The organism is Youngimonas ophiurae (nom. illeg.) (assembly GCF_049803795.1).
Lineage (GTDB): Bacteria > Pseudomonadota > Alphaproteobacteria > Rhodobacterales > Rhodobacteraceae > Thalassobius.
Map to the genome: position 1 here is coordinate 394,241 of NZ_JBNAGJ010000003.1, position 17,533 is coordinate 411,773.

Here is a 17,533-nt window from a genome sequence, read left to right on the forward strand (position 1 = left end):
GGAGCCCTGAGAGATGATCCAGGCTGATCTGAATATTATCCTGCCGGAAATCCTTCTGTCGGTATACGCGATGCTGGCGCTGGTTCTGGCCGTCTATACCGGCAAGGACCGGCTGGCCGCCATGCTGACCTGGGCAACCGCCATCGTATTGGTGCTGGTTGCCGCGTGGATCGGGCTGGGCGGTTCGGGGGACAATCTGGCCTTTAGCGGCATGTTCCACGATGACGCGTTCTCGCGTTTTGCCAAGGTCACGATGCTGCTGAGCGGCGCCGCCGTTCTGGTCATGAGCCAGGACTACATGTCCCGCAAGGGCCTGCTGCGCTTCGAATATCCGGTGCTGATCGTGCTGGCCATCGTTGGCATGATGGTGATGGTGTCCGCGGCGGATCTGATGACCCTGTATATGGGGCTGGAGCTGCAATCGCTGTCTTTGTACGTTGTGGCCGCGATGCGCCGCGACAGCGCCAAATCTACCGAGGCCGGCATGAAATACTTTGTGCTGGGCGCGCTGAGCTCGGGCCTGCTGCTGTATGGTTCCTCGCTGGTCTATGGCTTTGCCGGCACCACGCAATTCTCGGGTATCATTCAGGCGGCCACGGATGGGCGGGCCTCGCTGGGGCTGTTGTTCGGCCTGGTCTTTGTGGTGTCCGGCCTGGCGTTCAAGGTCTCGGCCGTGCCCTTCCACATGTGGACCCCGGATGTCTACGAGGGCTCGCCCACGCCGGTCACCGCCTTCTTTGCCACCGCGCCGAAAATGGCGGCGATGGGGCTGTTTGCCCGCGTGTTGCATGATGCCTTTGGCGGGGTTGTCGCCGATTGGCAGCAGATCGTGTCGCTGATGGCGGTGCTGTCGATGTTCCTGGGCGCGGTTGCCGCGATCGGTCAGACCAATATCAAACGTCTGATGGCCTATTCGTCGATTGCGCATATGGGCTATGCGATGATGGGCCTGGCCGCTGGCACCGCGTTCGGGGTGCAGGCGCTGCTGGTTTACATGGTGATCTATGTGGCGATGAATGTCGGCACCTTTGCCTTTATCCTGTCGATGGAAAAAGACGGCCAGCCCGTCACCGACATCAAGGCGCTGAACCAATATGCCAAACGCGAACCCACCAAGGCTCTGGCCGTTCTGGTGCTGATGTTCAGCCTGGCCGGCGTGCCGCCGATGGTGGGCTTTTTCGGTAAGTTCTACGTGCTGAAGGCCGCCTATGACGCCGGTCTGATCTGGCTGGCGGTGCTGGGGGTGATTGCCTCGGTGATCGGGGCCTTCTACTATCTGCGGATCGTCTACTACATGTATTTCGGCGAGGAAGGCGAGGCGCTGGACAAGAACCGCTCGCCCATTTTGTGGGGCTTCCTGATGGCTTCGGCTGCGGTGATGCTGATCGGTGTGGTGAATCTCTTTGGGATCGAAGGCGTGGCCGCCGCCGCTGCCGCAACGCTGGTCAACTGATTGACGCAGGTCTGTAAATCGAAAGGTGACGCGCCCTTGGCGCGTCGCTTTGTTTTTAAGGAGGGCTGCGATCATGTATGATTGGCCCCAGGGCTATGGCCGCCGCGTGTTGGCCACCGTCGATAGCACCAATGCCGAGGCCGCCCGGATCGCCCCCGATCTGACGGGCCCCGAATGGATCTTGGCATTGCAGCAAACTGCCGGGCGCGGGCGCCGGGGGCGTCCCTGGACGGACCCCAAGGGCAATTTCTCGGCCACGCTGGTGATGCGGCCCGCCGAGACCCCGGACCAGATCGCGCTGCGCTCTTTCGTGGCCTCGCTGGCGCTCTATGAGGCCGTGTCTGCCGCCACTGGCCGCTCGGATCTGCTAAGCCTCAAATGGCCCAATGACGTGCTGCTGTCGGGCGGAAAGCTGGCCGGGATCCTGCTGGAAAGCGCGGGTGGGGCGGGCGGCGTCAGCCATATCGCCATCGGGATCGGCGTCAATCTGGCCACCGCGCCGCAGGCCGGGCAGGTGGAACCCGACGCGCTGCGGCCTGTGTCCGTGTTCGGGGAAACCGGCATCCGCATCCCGCCCGAGGATTTCCTGACCTTGCTGGCCGCCGCCTATGCCCGGCTTGAGACGCAGTTCCGCACCTATGGGTTTGCGCCGATCCGCCAGGCCTGGCTGTCTCATGCGGCCCGCCTGGGCGAGGTGATCACCGCCAGAACCATGCGTCAGGAAACCACGGGCACGTTCGAGACGGTGGACGAGACGGGCAATATTGTCCTATCCACGCCCAAAGGCCGCGAGGTGATCCCGGCGGCTGAAATTTTCTTCTGAAGGAGGCAGGGGATGCTTCTGGCAATTGACTGCGGCAACACCAACACCGTGTTTTCCATCTGGGATGGCAGGAAAATCCGCTGCACCCTGCGGACGGCCACCGATCATCAGCGCACGGCGGACCAGTATTTCGTCTGGCTGGACCGGCTGTTGCAGCACCACGATATCCATGTGGATATTGATACGGTGATCATCAGCTCGACGGTGCCGCGTGTGGTGTTCAATCTGCGCGTTCTGGCGGATCGGTATTTCAACTGTCGCCCGCTGGTGGTGGGCAAGCCCGATTGCCTGTTGCCGGCCATGCCACGGGTGGACGCGGGCACGCAGGTTGGGCCTGACCGGCTGGTCAATACGGCGGGGGCGTATGATCGCTATGGCGGGGATCTGATCGTTGTGGACTTCGGTACGGCAACCACTTTTGACGTGGTGGCCCAGGATGGTGCCTATGTGGGCGGGGTGATTGCGCCGGGGGTGAATCTCAGCCTTCAGGCCTTGCACGAGATGGCCGCCGCGCTGCCGCATGTGGATGTCACCAAACCGAACAAAGTGATCGGCACAAACACCGTCGCCTGTATGCAAAGCGGAATTTTCTGGGGCTATGTCGGTCTGGTGCGCGGCATTTGCGATCACATCAAAGAAGAGTATGATCGCCCAATGCGCGTGATCTCGACCGGCGGTCTGGCACCGCTTTTCGGACAGGGTGAGACCCTGTTCGACGTTTTCGACGAATTCCTGACGATCCATGGCCTGACGGTCATTCACCAATACAATAAGGACCAGGGCAACATATGAGCAGCGAACGATTGATTTATCTCCCACTGGGTGGCGCAGGGGAGATCGGGATGAATTGCTATGTCTACGGCTATGGGGCTGAGGGCAAAGAGCGCCTGATCCTGGTCGATATGGGCGTAACCTTTCCCGATATGGACAGCACGCCGGGCGTGGATCTGATCATGCCTGACATCACCTGGCTGGAAGAGCGTAAATCCCAGCTGGAGGCCGTGTTCATCACCCACGCACACGAAGACCACGTGGGCGCGGTGGGGCATCTGTATGAAAAACTGGGCGCGCCGATCTATGCGCGGGCCTTTACCGCCAATATCGCGCGGCACAAGCTGGCCGAATATGGTGTCTCGGAAAAATCCGTGACCACCGCCTCGGCCTGGCCCGAGACCGTGCAGGCGGGCCCCTTCAGCGTGGGGTTCCTGCCGATCTCGCACTCGATCCCCGAAAGCTCGGCGCTGGTGATCGACAGCCCCGAGGGCCGCGTGATCCACACCGGCGATTTCAAGCTGGACCGCACCCCGATCGTGGGTGAACCGTTCGATCCGGAACTGTGGGCCTCGGTTGCGGCACCGGGGGTCAAGGCGCTGGTCTGCGATTCCACCAATGTGTTCACCCCCGTCGCCGGCCGCTCCGAGGCCAGCATCGCCGATGAGATCACCTCTCTGGTCTCCGAGGCCAAACAGATGGTGGTGGCCACGACCTTTGCCTCGAACGTGGCGCGGGTGAAAACCCTGGCCGAGGCCGGCACGCGGGCAGGGCGCTCGGTCTGTCTGCTGGGCCGCGCCATGCGCCGGATGATCCAGGCCGCCGTGGAAACCGGCGTGCTGACCGATTTCCCCAGCGTGATTGCGCCCGAGGATGCGGTGCAAATGCCCCGCGAAAACGTCATGCTGCTGGTCACCGGCAGCCAGGGCGAACGCCGCGCCGCCAGCGCGCAGCTGGCCAATGGCAAATACAACGGCATCACGCTGAAAGAGGGCGATCTGTTCCTCTTTTCCTCGAAAACCATTCCGGGGAACGAGCGTGGCGTCATCCGCATTATGAACCAGTTCAGCGAAATGGGCGTGGATGTGGTGGATGACACTCAGGGCCGCTATCACGTCTCAGGCCACGCCAACCGCCCGGACCTGACCGAGATGCACAAGCTGGTCTCGCCCCAGATCGTGGTGCCCATGCACGGCGAACACCGTCACCTGCGCGAACATGCCAAGTTGGCTAAAACCAATGGATTCCAATCCATTATCGCCCCGAATGGCGTGATGCTGAACCTGTCGGGCAACAAACCCGGCGTGGCGGGATACGTGGAAACCGGCCGGACTTATCTGGATGGCCGCTGCCTGATCGGCGCGCTGGATGGCATTGTGCGCGATCGGATTCGCATGGCGCTGAACGGCCATGTTCTGGTCACCGTGATCATCGACGAAGACGGCGAACCCCTGGGTGAGCCGTGGTGCGAGCTGAGCGGCCTGCCCGAAATCGGTCGCGGCAATGCGCCTCTTGTCGATGCGCTCGAAGAAGACCTGGACCAGTTCCTGGGCCGCGCCAAGGGCAAAATGCTCAAGGATGACGATAAGCTGGAAACCGAGATCAAACGCCTGGTGCGCAAAACCGCCCTGGATGAGATCGGCAAAAAACCCGAAGTCACCGTGGTGGTCAGCCGCCTGATGTAAAGCGGTGCACGGGCCACAGACGCCAAAGGGGCGCAGCCCCGTCCCCGAGGGACCGGCCAAAGGTCGGTCCCGAGATATCCAGAGCGCGCGTCAGCGCGCCCCTTTGGATCATTGAAAATTACCTGAGATTACCCGGCGCGCCGCTGCTCAAAGCTGAGCGCGATAAAGCTGGGCATGTGATCGCCCATGCCCACCACATCGCGTCCGCCGCGCCCTCCACGCTCCCGCCGGTCCTGACGCTTGGGTTTGGGCTGCTCTTCTGCGGCTTTGGGCGCGTCTTCGGTCGTCTTCTTCGACCGCGAACTTTTCGCGCGGGGCGCTTTCTCTTCGCTATCGGATTTCGTGGCGCGTTTGGCCGGCTTTTCGTCCTTCAGCGGGTTCTCCAGCCGCGGAATTTCCAGCTCGACCAGCTTTTCGATCGCTTCAAAGTTCTTCTCATCGCGCGGAGTGCAGATCATCATCGCGGTGCCCTTGCGCCCGGCGCGGCCGGTCCGGCCGATGCGGTGCACATAGTCTTCGGAATGCGAGGGCACATCGAAATTGAACACATGGCTGACGTTGGGAATATCCAGCCCGCGCGCCGCCACATCCGAGGCCACAAGGAACCGCAGCGTCCCATCGCGGAACCCGTCCAGCGTCTTCATCCGGTGGCTCTGATCCAGGTCGCCATGAATGGCCGCCGCGTCAAACCCATATTTTTTCAGGCTTTTTGCGGTAATATCCACGTCCACTTTGCGGTTGCAGAAGATGATCGCGTTCTTGCAATTCTCGCCCTCAGCCTCGATCAGCGCGCGCAGAACTTTGCGTTTTTCGCTGCCTTCACGGTCCTTGCGCGAGGCCTTGAACATCACCACGCCCTGCGTGATCGTGTCCGAGGTGGTAGCCTGCCGGGCCACCTCGATCCGCTCGGGGGCGGACAGGAAAGTGTTGGTGATCCGCTCGATCTCGGGCGCCATGGTGGCGCTGAAGAACAGGGTCTGGCGCGTGAACGGCGTCAGGCTGAAGATGCGTTCGATGTCGGGGATAAAGCCCATGTCCAGCATCCGGTCGGCCTCGTCCACCACCATGATCTGCACGCCGGTCAGCAGCAGCTTGCCGCGTTCGAAATGGTCCAGCAGGCGGCCGGGGGTGGCGATCAGCACGTCCACGCCGCGATCGATCAGCGCGTCCTGTTCCTTGAAGGAAACACCGCCGATCAGCAGCGCCTTGGTCAGTTTCATGTGCTTGGTATAGGTGTCGAAGTTTTCGGCAACCTGTGCGGCCAGTTCCCGCGTGGGGCACAGCACCAGGCTGCGCGGCATCCGGGCGCGGGCGCGGCCCTTGGCCAGCAGCGTGATCATCGGCAGCGTGAAGCTGGCGGTTTTTCCGGTTCCGGTCTGGGCGATGCCCAGCACGTCGCGCCCCTCCAATGCAGGAGGAATGGCGCCGGCCTGAATGGGGGTCGGCTTTTCATAGCCGGCCTCTTCGATTGCTTTCAGGACTTTCGGATCGAGTTTCAGATCAGAGAATTTTATCATGCGTATCCGTGGTTTACGGACACGTTTCGGCCCGTAGCGTCTGTGGAAGGGTGGGCCCGGCTGGCCCATGTTGAACCCTGTGGCAGTCTTAGGTCTGTCTTCCTGTGCGCGCGGTGTACCCGAAACCGGGGCACGGGTCAATCTATCCATATCTGCCGAGAGGTTACGCTGCGGGAAAGTGGCTTTTGCGCACTGCGTCCAGATTCAGCGCGTGGCTGGACAGCAGGTTTTCGGCGCGCAGCCTGTCCAGCAGCGCAGGCGAGGCGGTGCAGACTTCCTCGTAGAAGGCGCGCAGCCCCTGGGGGCCGGTGTCCTCATGAATCGAGGTAAACAGCTGATGAATCGAGACACCTCCGCTGCCCGGTTTCAGCTCGGCCCGATACGATCCGCGCTCTAGCCGGAACAGAAAGGCCGCATAAAAACTGTCCCAATCCTTGGCGTGCAGATGCAGCAGCTGGGTGCCGGTCAGTTCCTGCTGTCCGGGGTTCATCTGCGCGTCCAGCAGCACGTTATGGATTTTGGCGCGCAGGCCGGGGATGCCGGTGCGATAGATCAGCTTGCCCTGCACATGAGACAGAAACCCCCCGTTCAGATGCTGCCCGAATGTGGGATAGAGCCGGCGCGTCTGGCGCTCTCGTCGTGCCCGATCCAGCGCGAAACGCTTGAAATGGGTCAGCTCCGAGGGGGCGGGGCTGGCCAGGGCCTCGGCCGGGCGGATGCGGGCCACCAGGCAATCGGCGGGCAGGGCGGCCAGCTGCCGGGGCAGAGGCGTTTGCGGCCACAGCAGCTCGTCCACGTCGATATGCGCCAGCCAGTCCACCTGCACCCGCCGCCGATAGGCATGGCGGGCGTTCTGCACCTGCCGGACCTGGTGCTTTTCGGGGCGCCCGTTGCGGCGCTGCCAATAGCGATCATCGCACAGAATCGGGCGGATTTTCGGATGTTCCGAGAGCGGCTGAAACGCGTCGCTATCCGGATCGTCCAGATAGATATACAGCCGGTGCGCCCCCAGCTGCAAATGATGCGCGCAAAAGTTCAGGATCTCCCGCGTGGGGGCCTTGACCGTGCTGACGATGCCCCATTTCGGCTGGCTCATGCGCTGTCCTTATCTGCGGATGCCGCAGGCAGAGGGGGCAGGTGCCGCGCCAGTTTGGCGGGCAAATCCAGCGGGTAGCGCAGCAGCATGTCATGCGATTCCAGTGCTTCGGTCAGGCGGGGCGTGGCCTCGCAGACTTCGGTAAAGAACAGGCGCAGGCCGTCCTCGCCTTCTTCGTCTTGCAGGAAGGTCAGAATATCAAGCAGGCGGAACTTCTTTTCATCCGATTTACGGTAAGAGCCGCGCTGCATCCGGAACTGCATGTGATCGCGGAAAAATTCCCAGCTGGGCGCATGGGCATGGCCCAGATAGCCCCCCGCAAGCCTGACCCGGTTCGAGATCTGCCGCCCGTTTTGCAAACAGGCATGAATGCCCACACGGATGCCCATCAGCCCCGTCCGGACAAAGTTTTTCCCTTCGCGGTGGCTGATGAACCCGCCGGGCAGATGGGCCCCGAAGGTGGGATAGAGGCTCTCTCGTACCGCTTTGGGCTGGCCCGCATAGCTGGGTTGCAGCTTGAACTGTTCCGCGCCGGCTGTGCCCGCCAGCAGCTCGGCCGGCATTATCCGCAGCATGGCGGCATCGTCGGGCACGTCGGCCAGAATGTCGGGCACGGGCCGGGGCGGCAGCAGAAATTCATCCACGTCGATATGCGCCAGCCAGTCCACATCCGCATCCTGATAGGCCTGCGTGGCGACCCAGGATTGCCGCACCTGATGCGCCTTCATGCGTGGCTTTTTCTGGGCCTGCCAGAAATCCGCGTCACAGGCGGTGACCTGGAGTTTCGGATGCCCCGACAGATACTGAACCGTCGCCGGATCGGGGGCGTCCAGATACAGGTAAATACGGTCGGCCCCCAGATCCAGATGATAGGCCACAAAGGCGGCGATCTGGGGCAGCGGAGCCTTGACCAAAGACACGAGTCCCCAGCGGATTTGCTGGGGATCGGTCTTGATCAGATGCGGCGGAATTTCGGCCGCGATTTTGGCCTTGGGGGCAGATTTTTTGCGAATGCCCTTTTCTTTCAGCGCCTTGGCGCGGCGTTCACGCATTTTCAGAAGCCGCCGGAACACCGTTCGGTCATCCTGAACCAGAAGCTGCAACAGCCGTTGCGCCAGGGGGCGGATCAGCGGGTCTTGCTCGGACAATTGCCAAAGAGCGCCCAGCATGTTCACGTCCAACCCGCCCGAGGTCAGCGAAAACGGATCCATCTGCATCGCCAGTTTTTCATTTGACCGGGTCTTCAGATCGAAGGTCTGATCGGGATGCCTGCCGGAATACAGCCGCTCGGTTTCATAAAGCTTCATCATCCCGAACAGCACCGACAAAGAGTGCCCCAACTGCCGCCGAAGCGCCGTTTGCCCGTGATCGCCAAAGGTCGTCACCGCCGAGACCAGCCAGCGCGTATCCAGATTTTCCAGCAGGAATTCGGATTCCTGCGCCCACAGGCGTTCAAACAGCGCGGCGGTCTGCGGCGGCTGGTCCTGACGGCGCATGTTGGCAATCAGCAAACCGTGCAGATGCAGCAGCGCGGGGCGGGCGTCGAACTCTTTGGCCAGATCCCGGTATTTGCTGGCATAGCTGCTGCGCGAGCTGCCCAGCTCGGGCGCGTGCCGCAGCATTGTCCGGGTTTTCAGCGGATCAAGCTCTATATCCAGGGGCGGCAGGGACTCTCCTTCGTGGTAGACCAGCGCGTCCTGACGTTGCTGCATATGCGTGACAATCGCCGGGAACCCCTTCTTATAGGTCTGTTTTTTCTGCTCACTCATGGCGGCAGCATGGCGCGGACCACGTGTCTGAGCAAGAGCCAATCCACGCCCTACGGCAGAGGGACGGGCGCCGTTGGATGCAGCCGGGGCGCATAGCCCGCGCGCAGCACCGCGATCATGGGCGCCGGGGTCAGCACCGTGACGGGCCCCTCCGGACGTCGGACAGGCGCGGCATAGCCCTGCGGGCTATAGGGCAGGGCCGCATCGCCCCACAGCAGCAGCGGCCTCTGACCCAATACAAAGCACCCGTCCGGCAGGGTCCGGGCCTCGGCCTGGTGGCGGATTTGCTGACGATCACGGGAGACACGGGCGGGATGCAGGATCCGGTCAATCTGTTTGGTGGTGGCAGCCGGCCCCAGCGCCCGATCCCAGGCGGCCCGAAACCGTCCGGCATCCGCGTGGCGGCATTGGTGACAGGGGCGATGGCCCGCTGTCAGGGCGACGGCCTCGTCCAGGAAAAACAAAGCCGTCCAGCCGCGATCGGGCATCGGCCCGTGATAGCGCCCGCGAAATTCCAGCGCGCAGCAGACCCAATTGGGGTGCCGCCAGCGGGCGCGGCCCAGACGGCCCTGACGATCGTGCAGAATGCCGCGATTGCCGGTCAGCGTGCCGCGCGCGGGGATGGCAACGATCTCGCCGGTAGGAAGCACCCGGTTTTGCAGCGGCCCTGCCGGCATCAGGGGGCCCACAGCCCGGCCTCGGCCAGGAACGCATCCAGCGCGGCGGTATAGACCGGGTGCAGCCCGATTGCGGCATTGATCGACCGATGCGACAGATCGACAGGCAGCGTGCGCGCCTGACCGCCAAGCGCGCGCATCTGCCCGGCAAACCGTTCGGCCTGCGGGCAGGGCAGCGTTCTGCGCGACGAACACACCAGCAGCATCGGCCGCGCGGTGGGCTGCAATTGCGCCAGAGGCGAGGCTTGTTCCCAATATGACGGGTCTGTCCCGAAGGCATGGGCATACAGCGGCGAGGGGCTCTGGCGCATGATTTCAGCCGGGTCCAGCGCCGCCGAATCCAGCGCCACGGTGGCCAGCCAGTCCTGCGCGCCCTCTTGCCAGGCCATGGCCGGATCGGCGCTCAGCAAGGACACCAGATGCCCGCCCGCCGAATGCCCCATCAGCACCAGCCGCTGCGCCGAGGCCCCCCATTGCGCCGCGCGTCTTTGCACATAGGCCAGCGCTCGGGCGACGTCGCGCGCCTGTTCCAGCGGATGGGCCTGCGGCAGCAGCCGATAGTTCACCGTCACCACCACGATGCCCTGGCCGGTCCAGTGTTCCACCTTGTTGCGCCAGGCGGGGATTTGCGATTTGTCGCCAAAGCGCCAACCGCCGCCATGCACCATCACGATGACCGGCGCATCCTGTCTGTGCGCGGGCAGGTAGACGTCCAGACGCTGCTTGGGATCGCTGCCATAGGGCAAATCCATCAGGCTGGGCTGCGCGGCGCGGGCGGGCGCGGACAGGCCGGCCGCCATCAGCAGCAGGGCCGCAATCGCTACAAGTCTGATAAGCGCAGAGGTCAAGAATCGGGCCCCGTTCTGGTGATCCGTGTGGTCGAGTTTAGGCCGGAACTTGTGGCGGAACTAGGGCGGCAGGGCGTATTGGGCGGGCCCTGCCTGCGCCTGGCTTAGTCGCCATGCATTTCCTTGGTGGCGGTCAGCTTGATTTCGGGATTGTCGCGCTCCACCCGGTCGATATCCCATTGCAGGCGGGTCAGGTACACGATGTCTCCGTCGTGGTCATGGGCGATGTGCTGCTTGTTGGCCTGCACGAATTTGTCCACGTCGCCCTTGTCGCCGCTGACCCAGCGGGCGCTGGTGAATTGTGATTGCTCAAACCGCACGGGCAAGCCGTATTCCAGTTCAATCCGGCTGGCCAGAACCTCGAATTGCAGCGCGCCCACGACCCCGACGATAAAGCCCGAGCCGATATTGGGTTTGAACACTTTGGCCGCGCCTTCCTCGGCGAATTGCATCAGCGCCTTTTCCAGGTGCTTGGCCTTCATCGGATCGCCCGGCCGCACGGTTTGCAGCAATTCGGGCGCAAACGAGGGAATGCCGGTGGCGCGGATCATCTCGCCCTCGGTCAGCGTGTCACCGATGCGCAGCTGGCCGTGGTTGGGGATGCCGATGATGTCACCGCCCCAGGCCTCTTCGGCCAGTTCACGGTCAGACGCCAGGAACAGCACGGGGTTGGAAATCGCCATGGGTTTTTTCGTGCGCACATGGGTCAGTTTCATGCCGCGTTTGAAATGCCCCGAGGCCAGACGCACAAAGGCCACCCGGTCGCGGTGCTTGGGGTCCATGTTGGCCTGCACCTTGAAAACAAAGCCGGCGACTTTCTTTTCCTCGGGGGCGATGGCGCGGGGGTCGGCCTGTTGCGGCTGCGGCTGGGGGCCGTATTCGGCGATGCCGTCCATCAGTTCCTTGACGCCGAACGAGTTGATCGCCGAGCCGAACCAGATCGGGGTCATGTGGCCTTCGAGAACCGCTTGCGGGTCCAAAGCGGGCAGCAACTCGCGCGCCATCTCGACCTCTTCGCGCAGCTGGTCGATCAGCTCGGCAGGCACGTGGTTTTCCAGCTCGGGGTCGTCCAAACCTTCGATCTTGATCGACTCGGCCACCTTGTTACGGTCGGCGCGGTCCATCAGCTCCAGCCGGTCGTGCAGCATGTCATAGCAGCCGATGAAATCGCGCCCCACCCCGATGGGCCAGCTGGCGGGCGTGACGTCGATGGCCAGGTTTTCCTGAATTTCGTCAATAATTTCAAAAGTGTCGCGGGATTCGCGGTCCATCTTGTTACAGAAGGTCAGGATCGGCAGGTCGCGCAGGCGGCAGACCTCGAACAGTTTTTGGGTCTGGCTTTCCACACCCTTGGCGCCGTCGATCACCATCACGGCCGCGTCTACCGCCGTCAGCGTCCGGTAGGTATCTTCGGAAAAATCGCTGTGGCCGGGCGTGTCCACCAGATTGAAGCGGAACGTTCCGAAATCGAACGACATGGCCGAGGCGGACACGGAAATGCCGCGATCCTTTTCCATCTGCATGAAGTCCGAGCGCGTGCGCCGTGCCTCGCCCTTGGCGCGCACCTGTCCGGCCATCTGGATCGCGCCACCATACAGCAGGAATTTTTCCGTCAACGTCGTTTTACCGGCGTCCGGGTGCGAGATGATCGCAAAGGTACGGCGCCGCGCGATCTCGGGCGGCAATTCGGGGCGGTTCGAGGCGGTATCCAACATGTCCGCGCATATATTGGCGCGCGCGGGGCTTGGCAATGATTTGCTGCGATTATCCGGTGGTGGCACGCCGCAAAAGAGACACGACATTGGATCGGTCGATCTGTGCCTCGTCTACCTCGATGTCGCTGTGCTGGCGCGGGTCGTGATCCAGATCTTGGGCCCCAAGCCCGTCCAGCAGATCGGCGGGCAGGGCAGGGCGCGTGCGGTCGTCCAGCAGCAGGGTTTCGGCGGCGATGCCCTCGGCATAGATGATCTGGTGACTGTCGAACAGCAGCTGGAAATAATCCACAAAGCCGCCATCCTGCCGGGTGATCGTGGTGCCGTTAACCAGATGCCGCGCGCGGATCAGCAGCTCGGACCGGCCCAGGTTCAGCTGATCGCTGCGCTGATAGATGAACAGGCGGTGTTCGGGGCTGACCAGCAGATCGTGGGTGTTGTGCAAAACGCCTGCCGCAATGCGGATGGGGGCGAAATCGCCCACCGCGCGGGTGGTGGACTGGCCGATCCAGCGGATTTCCTGAGGCCCGTCATCGCGGGTCAGCACGCGGTCGCCGATTTGCAGGGCCTCGATCGGGCGCTGCTCGCCTGTGGCCAGGGTGATATGGGTGCCGCGGGTGAAGGCCACGCAGGCCACCTGCGCCAGTTTCGCCCGTGCGTTCTGCGTGTCGATCCCAACCAGGCTGTAATCGGTTTTCGAGCTAAGCGGCGCCAGCGGCAGCGCATAGAGCCGCGCGATGTGATCGCTCTCCAGCTCGACCAGCACCAGCAGCTCCGAGGTCTTTCCATCCGGCGACATCAGCGTCAGGCAGGCATCCAGCGCCAGCATCGCGCCGGGTGTGCCCTGGGGGCTGTCTTGGGAAATGCTGAAATGCCCGTGATCTTGCGGCACCAGCAGCAGCGGGGCGGGGGTGGCGGCAAACTGCAACTGATACACATCGTCCAGCATCAGATCGTCGGCCACGGACAGCGCATCGCCCATATTGGCCCCGTTCTCGACCCGCAGGGCCGTGGCGGGCAGAACGCTGAGAGTCAGAACAGAGGGCGCATGACGGGTCATTCCGGCGGGGTTCCTGAATAGCAGATCAGCCTTTGACCTACCCTAGGATTGTGGCGGCTTATGGTCAACGCGGCGGAGTTTTCCGGGCCAATTCAATTGCCAAGGCGCAGGGTGCGCCCTAGACCTAAGGGCCAAAGCATAGCAGGAGCAAAACACATGGATCTGGGGATCAAGGGAAAACGCGCGCTGGTTTGTGCCTCCAGCAAGGGGCTGGGCCGGGGCTGCGCCGAGGCGCTGGCCGGGGCCGGTGTGGATCTGGTAATGAACGCCCGCGGGGCCGAGACGCTGGAGGCCACCGCCGCCGAAATTCGCGCCGCATATGGTGTGGACGTGGTGACCGTGGCCGCCGACATCACCACCCCCGAAGGCCGCGCCGCCGTGCTGCAAAAGGCGCAGGACGTGGATATTCTGGTCAATAACGCGGGCGGGCCGCCCCCCGGCATGTGGACAGATTGGGACCGCGAGGACTTCATCAAGGCGCTGGATGCCAACATGCTGGCCCCCATCGCGCTGATCAAGGCGCTGGTGCCGGGCATGATGGACCGGGGCTGGGGCCGGGTGGTCAATATCACCTCGGTTTCGGTCAAGGCACCGATTGCGGTGCTGGGGCTGTCGAACTCGGCGCGGGCGGGGCTGACGGGCTATGTGGCCGGCACCGCGCGTCAGGTGGCGGGCCAAGGCGTGACGATCAACAACCTGCTGCCCGGCCTGCACGCCACCGACCGGATGGTTTCGCTGGATGCCAACACCGCCGCCGCGCAGGGCATCACCCCCGATGAGGCCCGCGCCGCAAAAGAGGCCGCAATCCCCGCCGGCCGCTATGGCACGGCCCAGGAATTCGGCGCGACTTGTGCCTTTATGTGCTCGGTTCATGCCGGGTTCATGGTGGGGCAGAACGTGCTGCTGGATGGCGGTGCCACGAACACGGTGATGTAAGCCATCCTCACAACTGCGTCAGCCGGGGCGATCATGGATTGTCCCGGTTTTCTTTTGCGCTCTATCGTCTGCGGGGAAAGCACAGGTCAGAAAAACATAGGCCAGCAAAGACGGAGAGACCGGGGATGAAACACGAAAACGTACAAGAATATTACGGCAAGGTTCTGCAAGGCAGCGACGATTTGCAGACAAACGCCTGCTGCACCCCCGATGAGATGCCGGACTATGTGAAATCTGTGCTGTCCAATATCCACGATGAGGTGCTGACCCGCTATTACGGCTGCGGGTTGGTGATGCCTCTGGGGCTTCAGGGCGCGCGGGTGCTGGATCTGGGCTGCGGGGCCGGGCGCGATGTCTATGCGCTGGCGCAATTGGTGGGGCCCAAGGGCCGCGTGGTGGGCGTGGACATGACCCCAGAACAGCTAGAAATCGCCCGCAGTCATCAGGCCTGGCACGCGGATCGCTTTGGCTTTGACAATGTAGAGTTCCACCAGGGCTATATCGAAACGCTGGATCAACTGGGGCTGGAGCCGGGCAGCTTTGACGTGATCGTGTCCAATTGCGTGATCAACCTGGCCACCGACAAAGAGGCCGTTCTGCGCGGCGCGCACCATCTGCTCAAACCGGGGGGCGAGATGTATTTCTCGGATGTTTACGCCGACCGCCGGGTGCCTCTGGCCATGGCGCAAGATGAGGTGCTGTATGGCGAATGCCTGTCCGGGGCGCTTTATTGGAACGATTTTCTGACCTTCGCCAAACGCGCCGGGTTTGACGATCCGCGCCTGGTGACGCACCGCCCGCTGACCATCGAAAACCCCGAGCTGGAAAAACGTGTGGCGCCGTTGAAATTCACCTCGGCCACCTATCGGCTGTTCAAACTGGACGGTCTGGAAACCGCCTGCGAGGACTACGGCCAGGCGGTGATCTACAAGGGCACCGTGGAACATGCCCCCCATGCCTTTGCGCTGGACGATCACCACATTATCGAAACCGGCAAGGTGTTCCCCGTCTGCGGTAATACCTGGAAAATGCTGGCGGACACGCGATTTGCCGATCATTTCGCCTTTATCGGGGATTTTTCCACGCATTACGGCATTTTTGACGGCTGCGGCGGCGAAAGCCCGTTCGAGCGCGCCACCGACGGCGATGCTGCGCCCTGTTGCTAAGACTTGTGTCGCACGGCGCGGCTTGGTATCTGCCTGCAAAGCCCGATAAAATCCATCGGAATAACGCAAGAGGCCAAGCGTCGTGCAACCCGCCCCCAGATTGGAGATTCGCAATCTTGTCCGCAGTTTCGGCGGGCAACGGGTGGTGGATGATGTCTCGCTCAGTGTGATGCCGGGGCAGGTGACCTGCCTGCTGGGCCCCTCGGGCTGCGGTAAATCCACCACGCTGCGGATGATTGCGGGCGTGGAAATGCAGGATACCGGGCAGATTTATGTGGATGGCAGCCTGATCTGCGACACCGTGTTCCGAATCCCGCCCGAGCGCCGCAATATCGGGCTGATGTTTCAGGATTTCGCCCTCTTTCCGCATCTGAGCGTCGGCGATAACGTCGCCTTTGGCCTGCGCGGCCCCAAAGAGGCCAAACGCGCCCGCGTCGAGGAATTGCTCGATAAGGTCGGGCTGAAACGGTTTATCGACAGCTTCCCTTATCTGCTGTCAGGGGGGGAGCAGCAGCGCGTGGCGCTGGCTCGTGCCTTGGCTCCGCGCCCCAAGATCATGCTGATGGACGAGCCCTTCTCGGGTCTCGATAACCGTCTGCGCGACGACATCCGCGATCAGACGCTTGAGCTGCTCAAAGAAGAGGACGCCGCCGTCCTGCTGGTGACGCACGAACCCGAAGAGGCCATGCGCATGGCCGATGAGATTGCCCTGATGCGCAAGGGGCGGATCGTTCAGCAAGGCGCGCCCTACAATATCTACAACGCGCCCGTGGACAAACAGGCCGTGGCATTTTTCAGCGATATCAATGTGATACGCAGCACGGTGCAGGGCGCGCTGACGAATACGCCCTTTGGCCAGTTCCTGGCGCCCGGCGTCGCGGATGGCGGGCAGGTGGATATTGTGATCCGTCCGCAGCACCTGAAGATAGACTTTGATCGCGGGGGTAAGGGCCCTCTGCCGACGCCTCAGGATGGGGTGGCCGCGCGCGGCGAAGTGGTGCGCGCACGCTTTATGGGCTCGGAAAGCCTGGTCGAGATTCGCATGGATTTCGACGGCTCGGTGCTGAAGGCAACGGTGCCGAATGTGTTTTTGCCCAAACCCGGCAAACCGCTGTGGCTGATGTTCCGGCGCGATCGCTGTTTCGTCTTTCCCGTGGCCTGATCGGCCGATTTCCCTGTCGCCCGATTTCAGGGCCTGAGGGGCAGGTTTCTGACACCTATACGAAAAATCCACCGTTGCGGCGCTTTGGTTCTTCCAACGCGGGCCAATCGTTATTAGATACGTAACGTGATTTTCGCAGGGCTTCGCAACGAAAGCCCAACCAAGGGAGAGACAACATGCTTAACAATATCGGCCTGCCCGGCCTTCTGCTGATCGCCGTCGTTGTGCTGGTGCTGTTCGGCCGTGGCAAAATCAGCTCGTTGATGGGCGAAGTGGGCAAGGGCATTACCTCGTTCAAGAAGGGCGTGAACGAAGGCACCAAGGAACTGGAAGAGCAGGCCGCCGCCGAGGCCAAGGACGTGACCCCCGAGTCCGAAAAAGACAAGGTCTAATCCATGTTCGATCTTGGCTGGACCGAGCTGATGGTCATCGGGATCGTCGCTCTGATCGTGGTGGGGCCCAAGGATCTGCCCGGTCTGTTCCGCACGGTTGGACGTTTTGTCGGCAAGGCCAAGGGCATGGCGCGTGAATTCAGTCGCGCCATGGATCAGGCCGCCGATGATGCCGGGGTCAAGGACATCTCGACCACGATCAAGGCCGCCGCCGACCCCAAACAGTTCGGCATGGACAAGGTCAAAGAGGCCACCGACAGCTTCAAGAACTGGGATCCGACCAAAGACACCGATCTGGACGAGGATCGCGCCGCCGTCGCCAAGAAAATCCACGACGCGACCGCCAAGCGCGAGGCCGAACGCCAGGCTGCCGACGCGGCCGAGGCCGAAAACGCCGCCGCCCAGGTCGGAGACAAGGCCGAAGAACCGGCCCCTCAGAAGGCATCCGAACAGGCCAAGGAATAAG

Annotated in this window: 16 protein-coding genes; 9 read left to right on the plus strand and 7 right to left on the minus strand. The window is 62.6% G+C overall.

The features are described from left to right. Positions 1–13 precede the first annotated feature (13 nt). From nuoN to ACP15O_RS09635, 4 genes are all read left to right on the plus strand, one after another. Positions 14–1,453, plus strand: coding sequence for an NADH-quinone oxidoreductase subunit NuoN (gene nuoN / locus ACP15O_RS09620; protein ID WP_425095866.1), 1,440 nt, complete (start codon positions 14–16; stop codon positions 1,451–1,453). Between the two features lie 73 nt (positions 1,454–1,526). Beyond that, positions 1,527–2,276: a biotin--[acetyl-CoA-carboxylase] ligase gene (locus ACP15O_RS09625; protein WP_425095867.1), complete on the plus strand. Its 750-nt coding sequence runs from the start codon at positions 1,527–1,529 to the stop codon at positions 2,274–2,276. Between the two features lie 12 nt (positions 2,277–2,288). Next, entirely contained in the window at positions 2,289–3,068 is a 780-nt protein-coding gene (locus ACP15O_RS09630) for a type III pantothenate kinase (protein ID WP_425095868.1), read from the plus strand. Next, positions 3,065–4,732, plus strand: coding sequence for a ribonuclease J (locus ACP15O_RS09635; protein ID WP_425095869.1), 1,668 nt, complete (start codon positions 3,065–3,067; stop codon positions 4,730–4,732). Before ACP15O_RS09630 ends, ACP15O_RS09635 begins: the two co-directional genes overlap by 4 nt. Positions 4,733–4,860: 128 nt before the next feature. On the opposite strand, the gene ACP15O_RS09640 is transcribed toward ACP15O_RS09635, so the two are convergent. The 7 genes from ACP15O_RS09640 to ACP15O_RS09670 all read right to left on the minus strand — a co-directional run bounded on the left by ACP15O_RS09640 (position 4,861) and on the right by ACP15O_RS09670 (position 13,411). Continuing rightward, on the minus strand, positions 4,861–6,249 hold the full coding sequence (locus tag ACP15O_RS09640; RefSeq protein WP_425095870.1) for a DEAD/DEAH box helicase: 1,389 nt from the start codon (positions 6,247–6,249) through the stop codon (positions 4,861–4,863). A gap of 163 nt (positions 6,250–6,412) precedes the next feature. Beyond that, positions 6,413–7,345 (minus strand): glycosyltransferase family 2 protein, encoded by a 933-nt coding sequence (locus ACP15O_RS09645; RefSeq protein WP_425095871.1) that lies wholly within the window; start codon positions 7,343–7,345, stop codon positions 6,413–6,415. Beyond that, positions 7,342–9,114, minus strand: a complete 1,773-nt coding sequence (locus ACP15O_RS09650) for a glycosyltransferase family 2 protein (RefSeq protein ID WP_425095872.1) — start codon at positions 9,112–9,114, stop codon at positions 7,342–7,344. Before ACP15O_RS09650 ends, ACP15O_RS09645 begins: the two co-directional genes overlap by 4 nt. Positions 9,115–9,164: 50 nt before the next feature. After that, positions 9,165–9,791, minus strand: a complete 627-nt coding sequence (locus tag ACP15O_RS09655; protein ID WP_425095873.1) for a hypothetical protein — start codon at positions 9,789–9,791, stop codon at positions 9,165–9,167. Beyond that, the gene (locus ACP15O_RS09660; RefSeq protein WP_425095874.1) at positions 9,791–10,639 is read right to left on the minus strand and encodes an alpha/beta hydrolase; all 849 of its coding nucleotides are present in this window, start codon (positions 10,637–10,639) and stop codon (positions 9,791–9,793) included. The genes ACP15O_RS09655 and ACP15O_RS09660 overlap by 1 nt, the downstream gene beginning before the upstream one ends. Before the next feature lie 104 nt (positions 10,640–10,743). After that, positions 10,744–12,354 carry a peptide chain release factor 3 gene (locus ACP15O_RS09665; protein ID WP_425095875.1) on the minus strand — a complete coding sequence of 537 codons (1,611 nt, stop codon included), beginning with the start codon at positions 12,352–12,354 and terminating at the stop codon, positions 10,744–10,746. Between the two features lie 49 nt (positions 12,355–12,403). After that, positions 12,404–13,411 carry a Hint domain-containing protein gene (locus ACP15O_RS09670; RefSeq protein WP_425095876.1) on the minus strand — a complete coding sequence of 336 codons (1,008 nt, stop codon included), beginning with the start codon at positions 13,409–13,411 and terminating at the stop codon, positions 12,404–12,406. Positions 13,412–13,567: 156 nt separating this feature from the next. Here ACP15O_RS09670 and ACP15O_RS09675 point away from each other — a divergent pair, with 156 nt between their 5' ends. The 5 genes from ACP15O_RS09675 (at position 13,568) to tatB (ending at position 17,532) form a co-directional block, all read left to right on the plus strand. Beyond that, positions 13,568–14,347 (plus strand): SDR family oxidoreductase, encoded by a 780-nt coding sequence (locus ACP15O_RS09675; RefSeq protein ID WP_425095877.1) that lies wholly within the window; start codon positions 13,568–13,570, stop codon positions 14,345–14,347. Between the two features lie 125 nt (positions 14,348–14,472). After that, a complete protein-coding gene (locus ACP15O_RS09680; protein ID WP_425095878.1) occupies positions 14,473–15,513 on the plus strand; it encodes a methyltransferase domain-containing protein in 1,041 nt (346 codons plus the stop codon). 82 nt (positions 15,514–15,595) lie between these two features. Beyond that, positions 15,596–16,675: an ABC transporter ATP-binding protein gene (locus ACP15O_RS09685; protein ID WP_425095879.1), complete on the plus strand. Its 1,080-nt coding sequence runs from the start codon at positions 15,596–15,598 to the stop codon at positions 16,673–16,675. Between the two features lie 176 nt (positions 16,676–16,851). Further along, on the plus strand, positions 16,852–17,067 hold the full coding sequence (tatA, locus tag ACP15O_RS09690; RefSeq protein WP_425095880.1) for a twin-arginine translocase TatA/TatE family subunit: 216 nt from the start codon (positions 16,852–16,854) through the stop codon (positions 17,065–17,067). Positions 17,068–17,070: 3 nt separating this feature from the next. After that, on the plus strand, positions 17,071–17,532 hold the full coding sequence (gene tatB, locus ACP15O_RS09695) for a Sec-independent protein translocase protein TatB (protein ID WP_425095881.1): 462 nt from the start codon (positions 17,071–17,073) through the stop codon (positions 17,530–17,532). The last annotated feature ends 1 nt before the right edge of the window (position 17,533 follow it).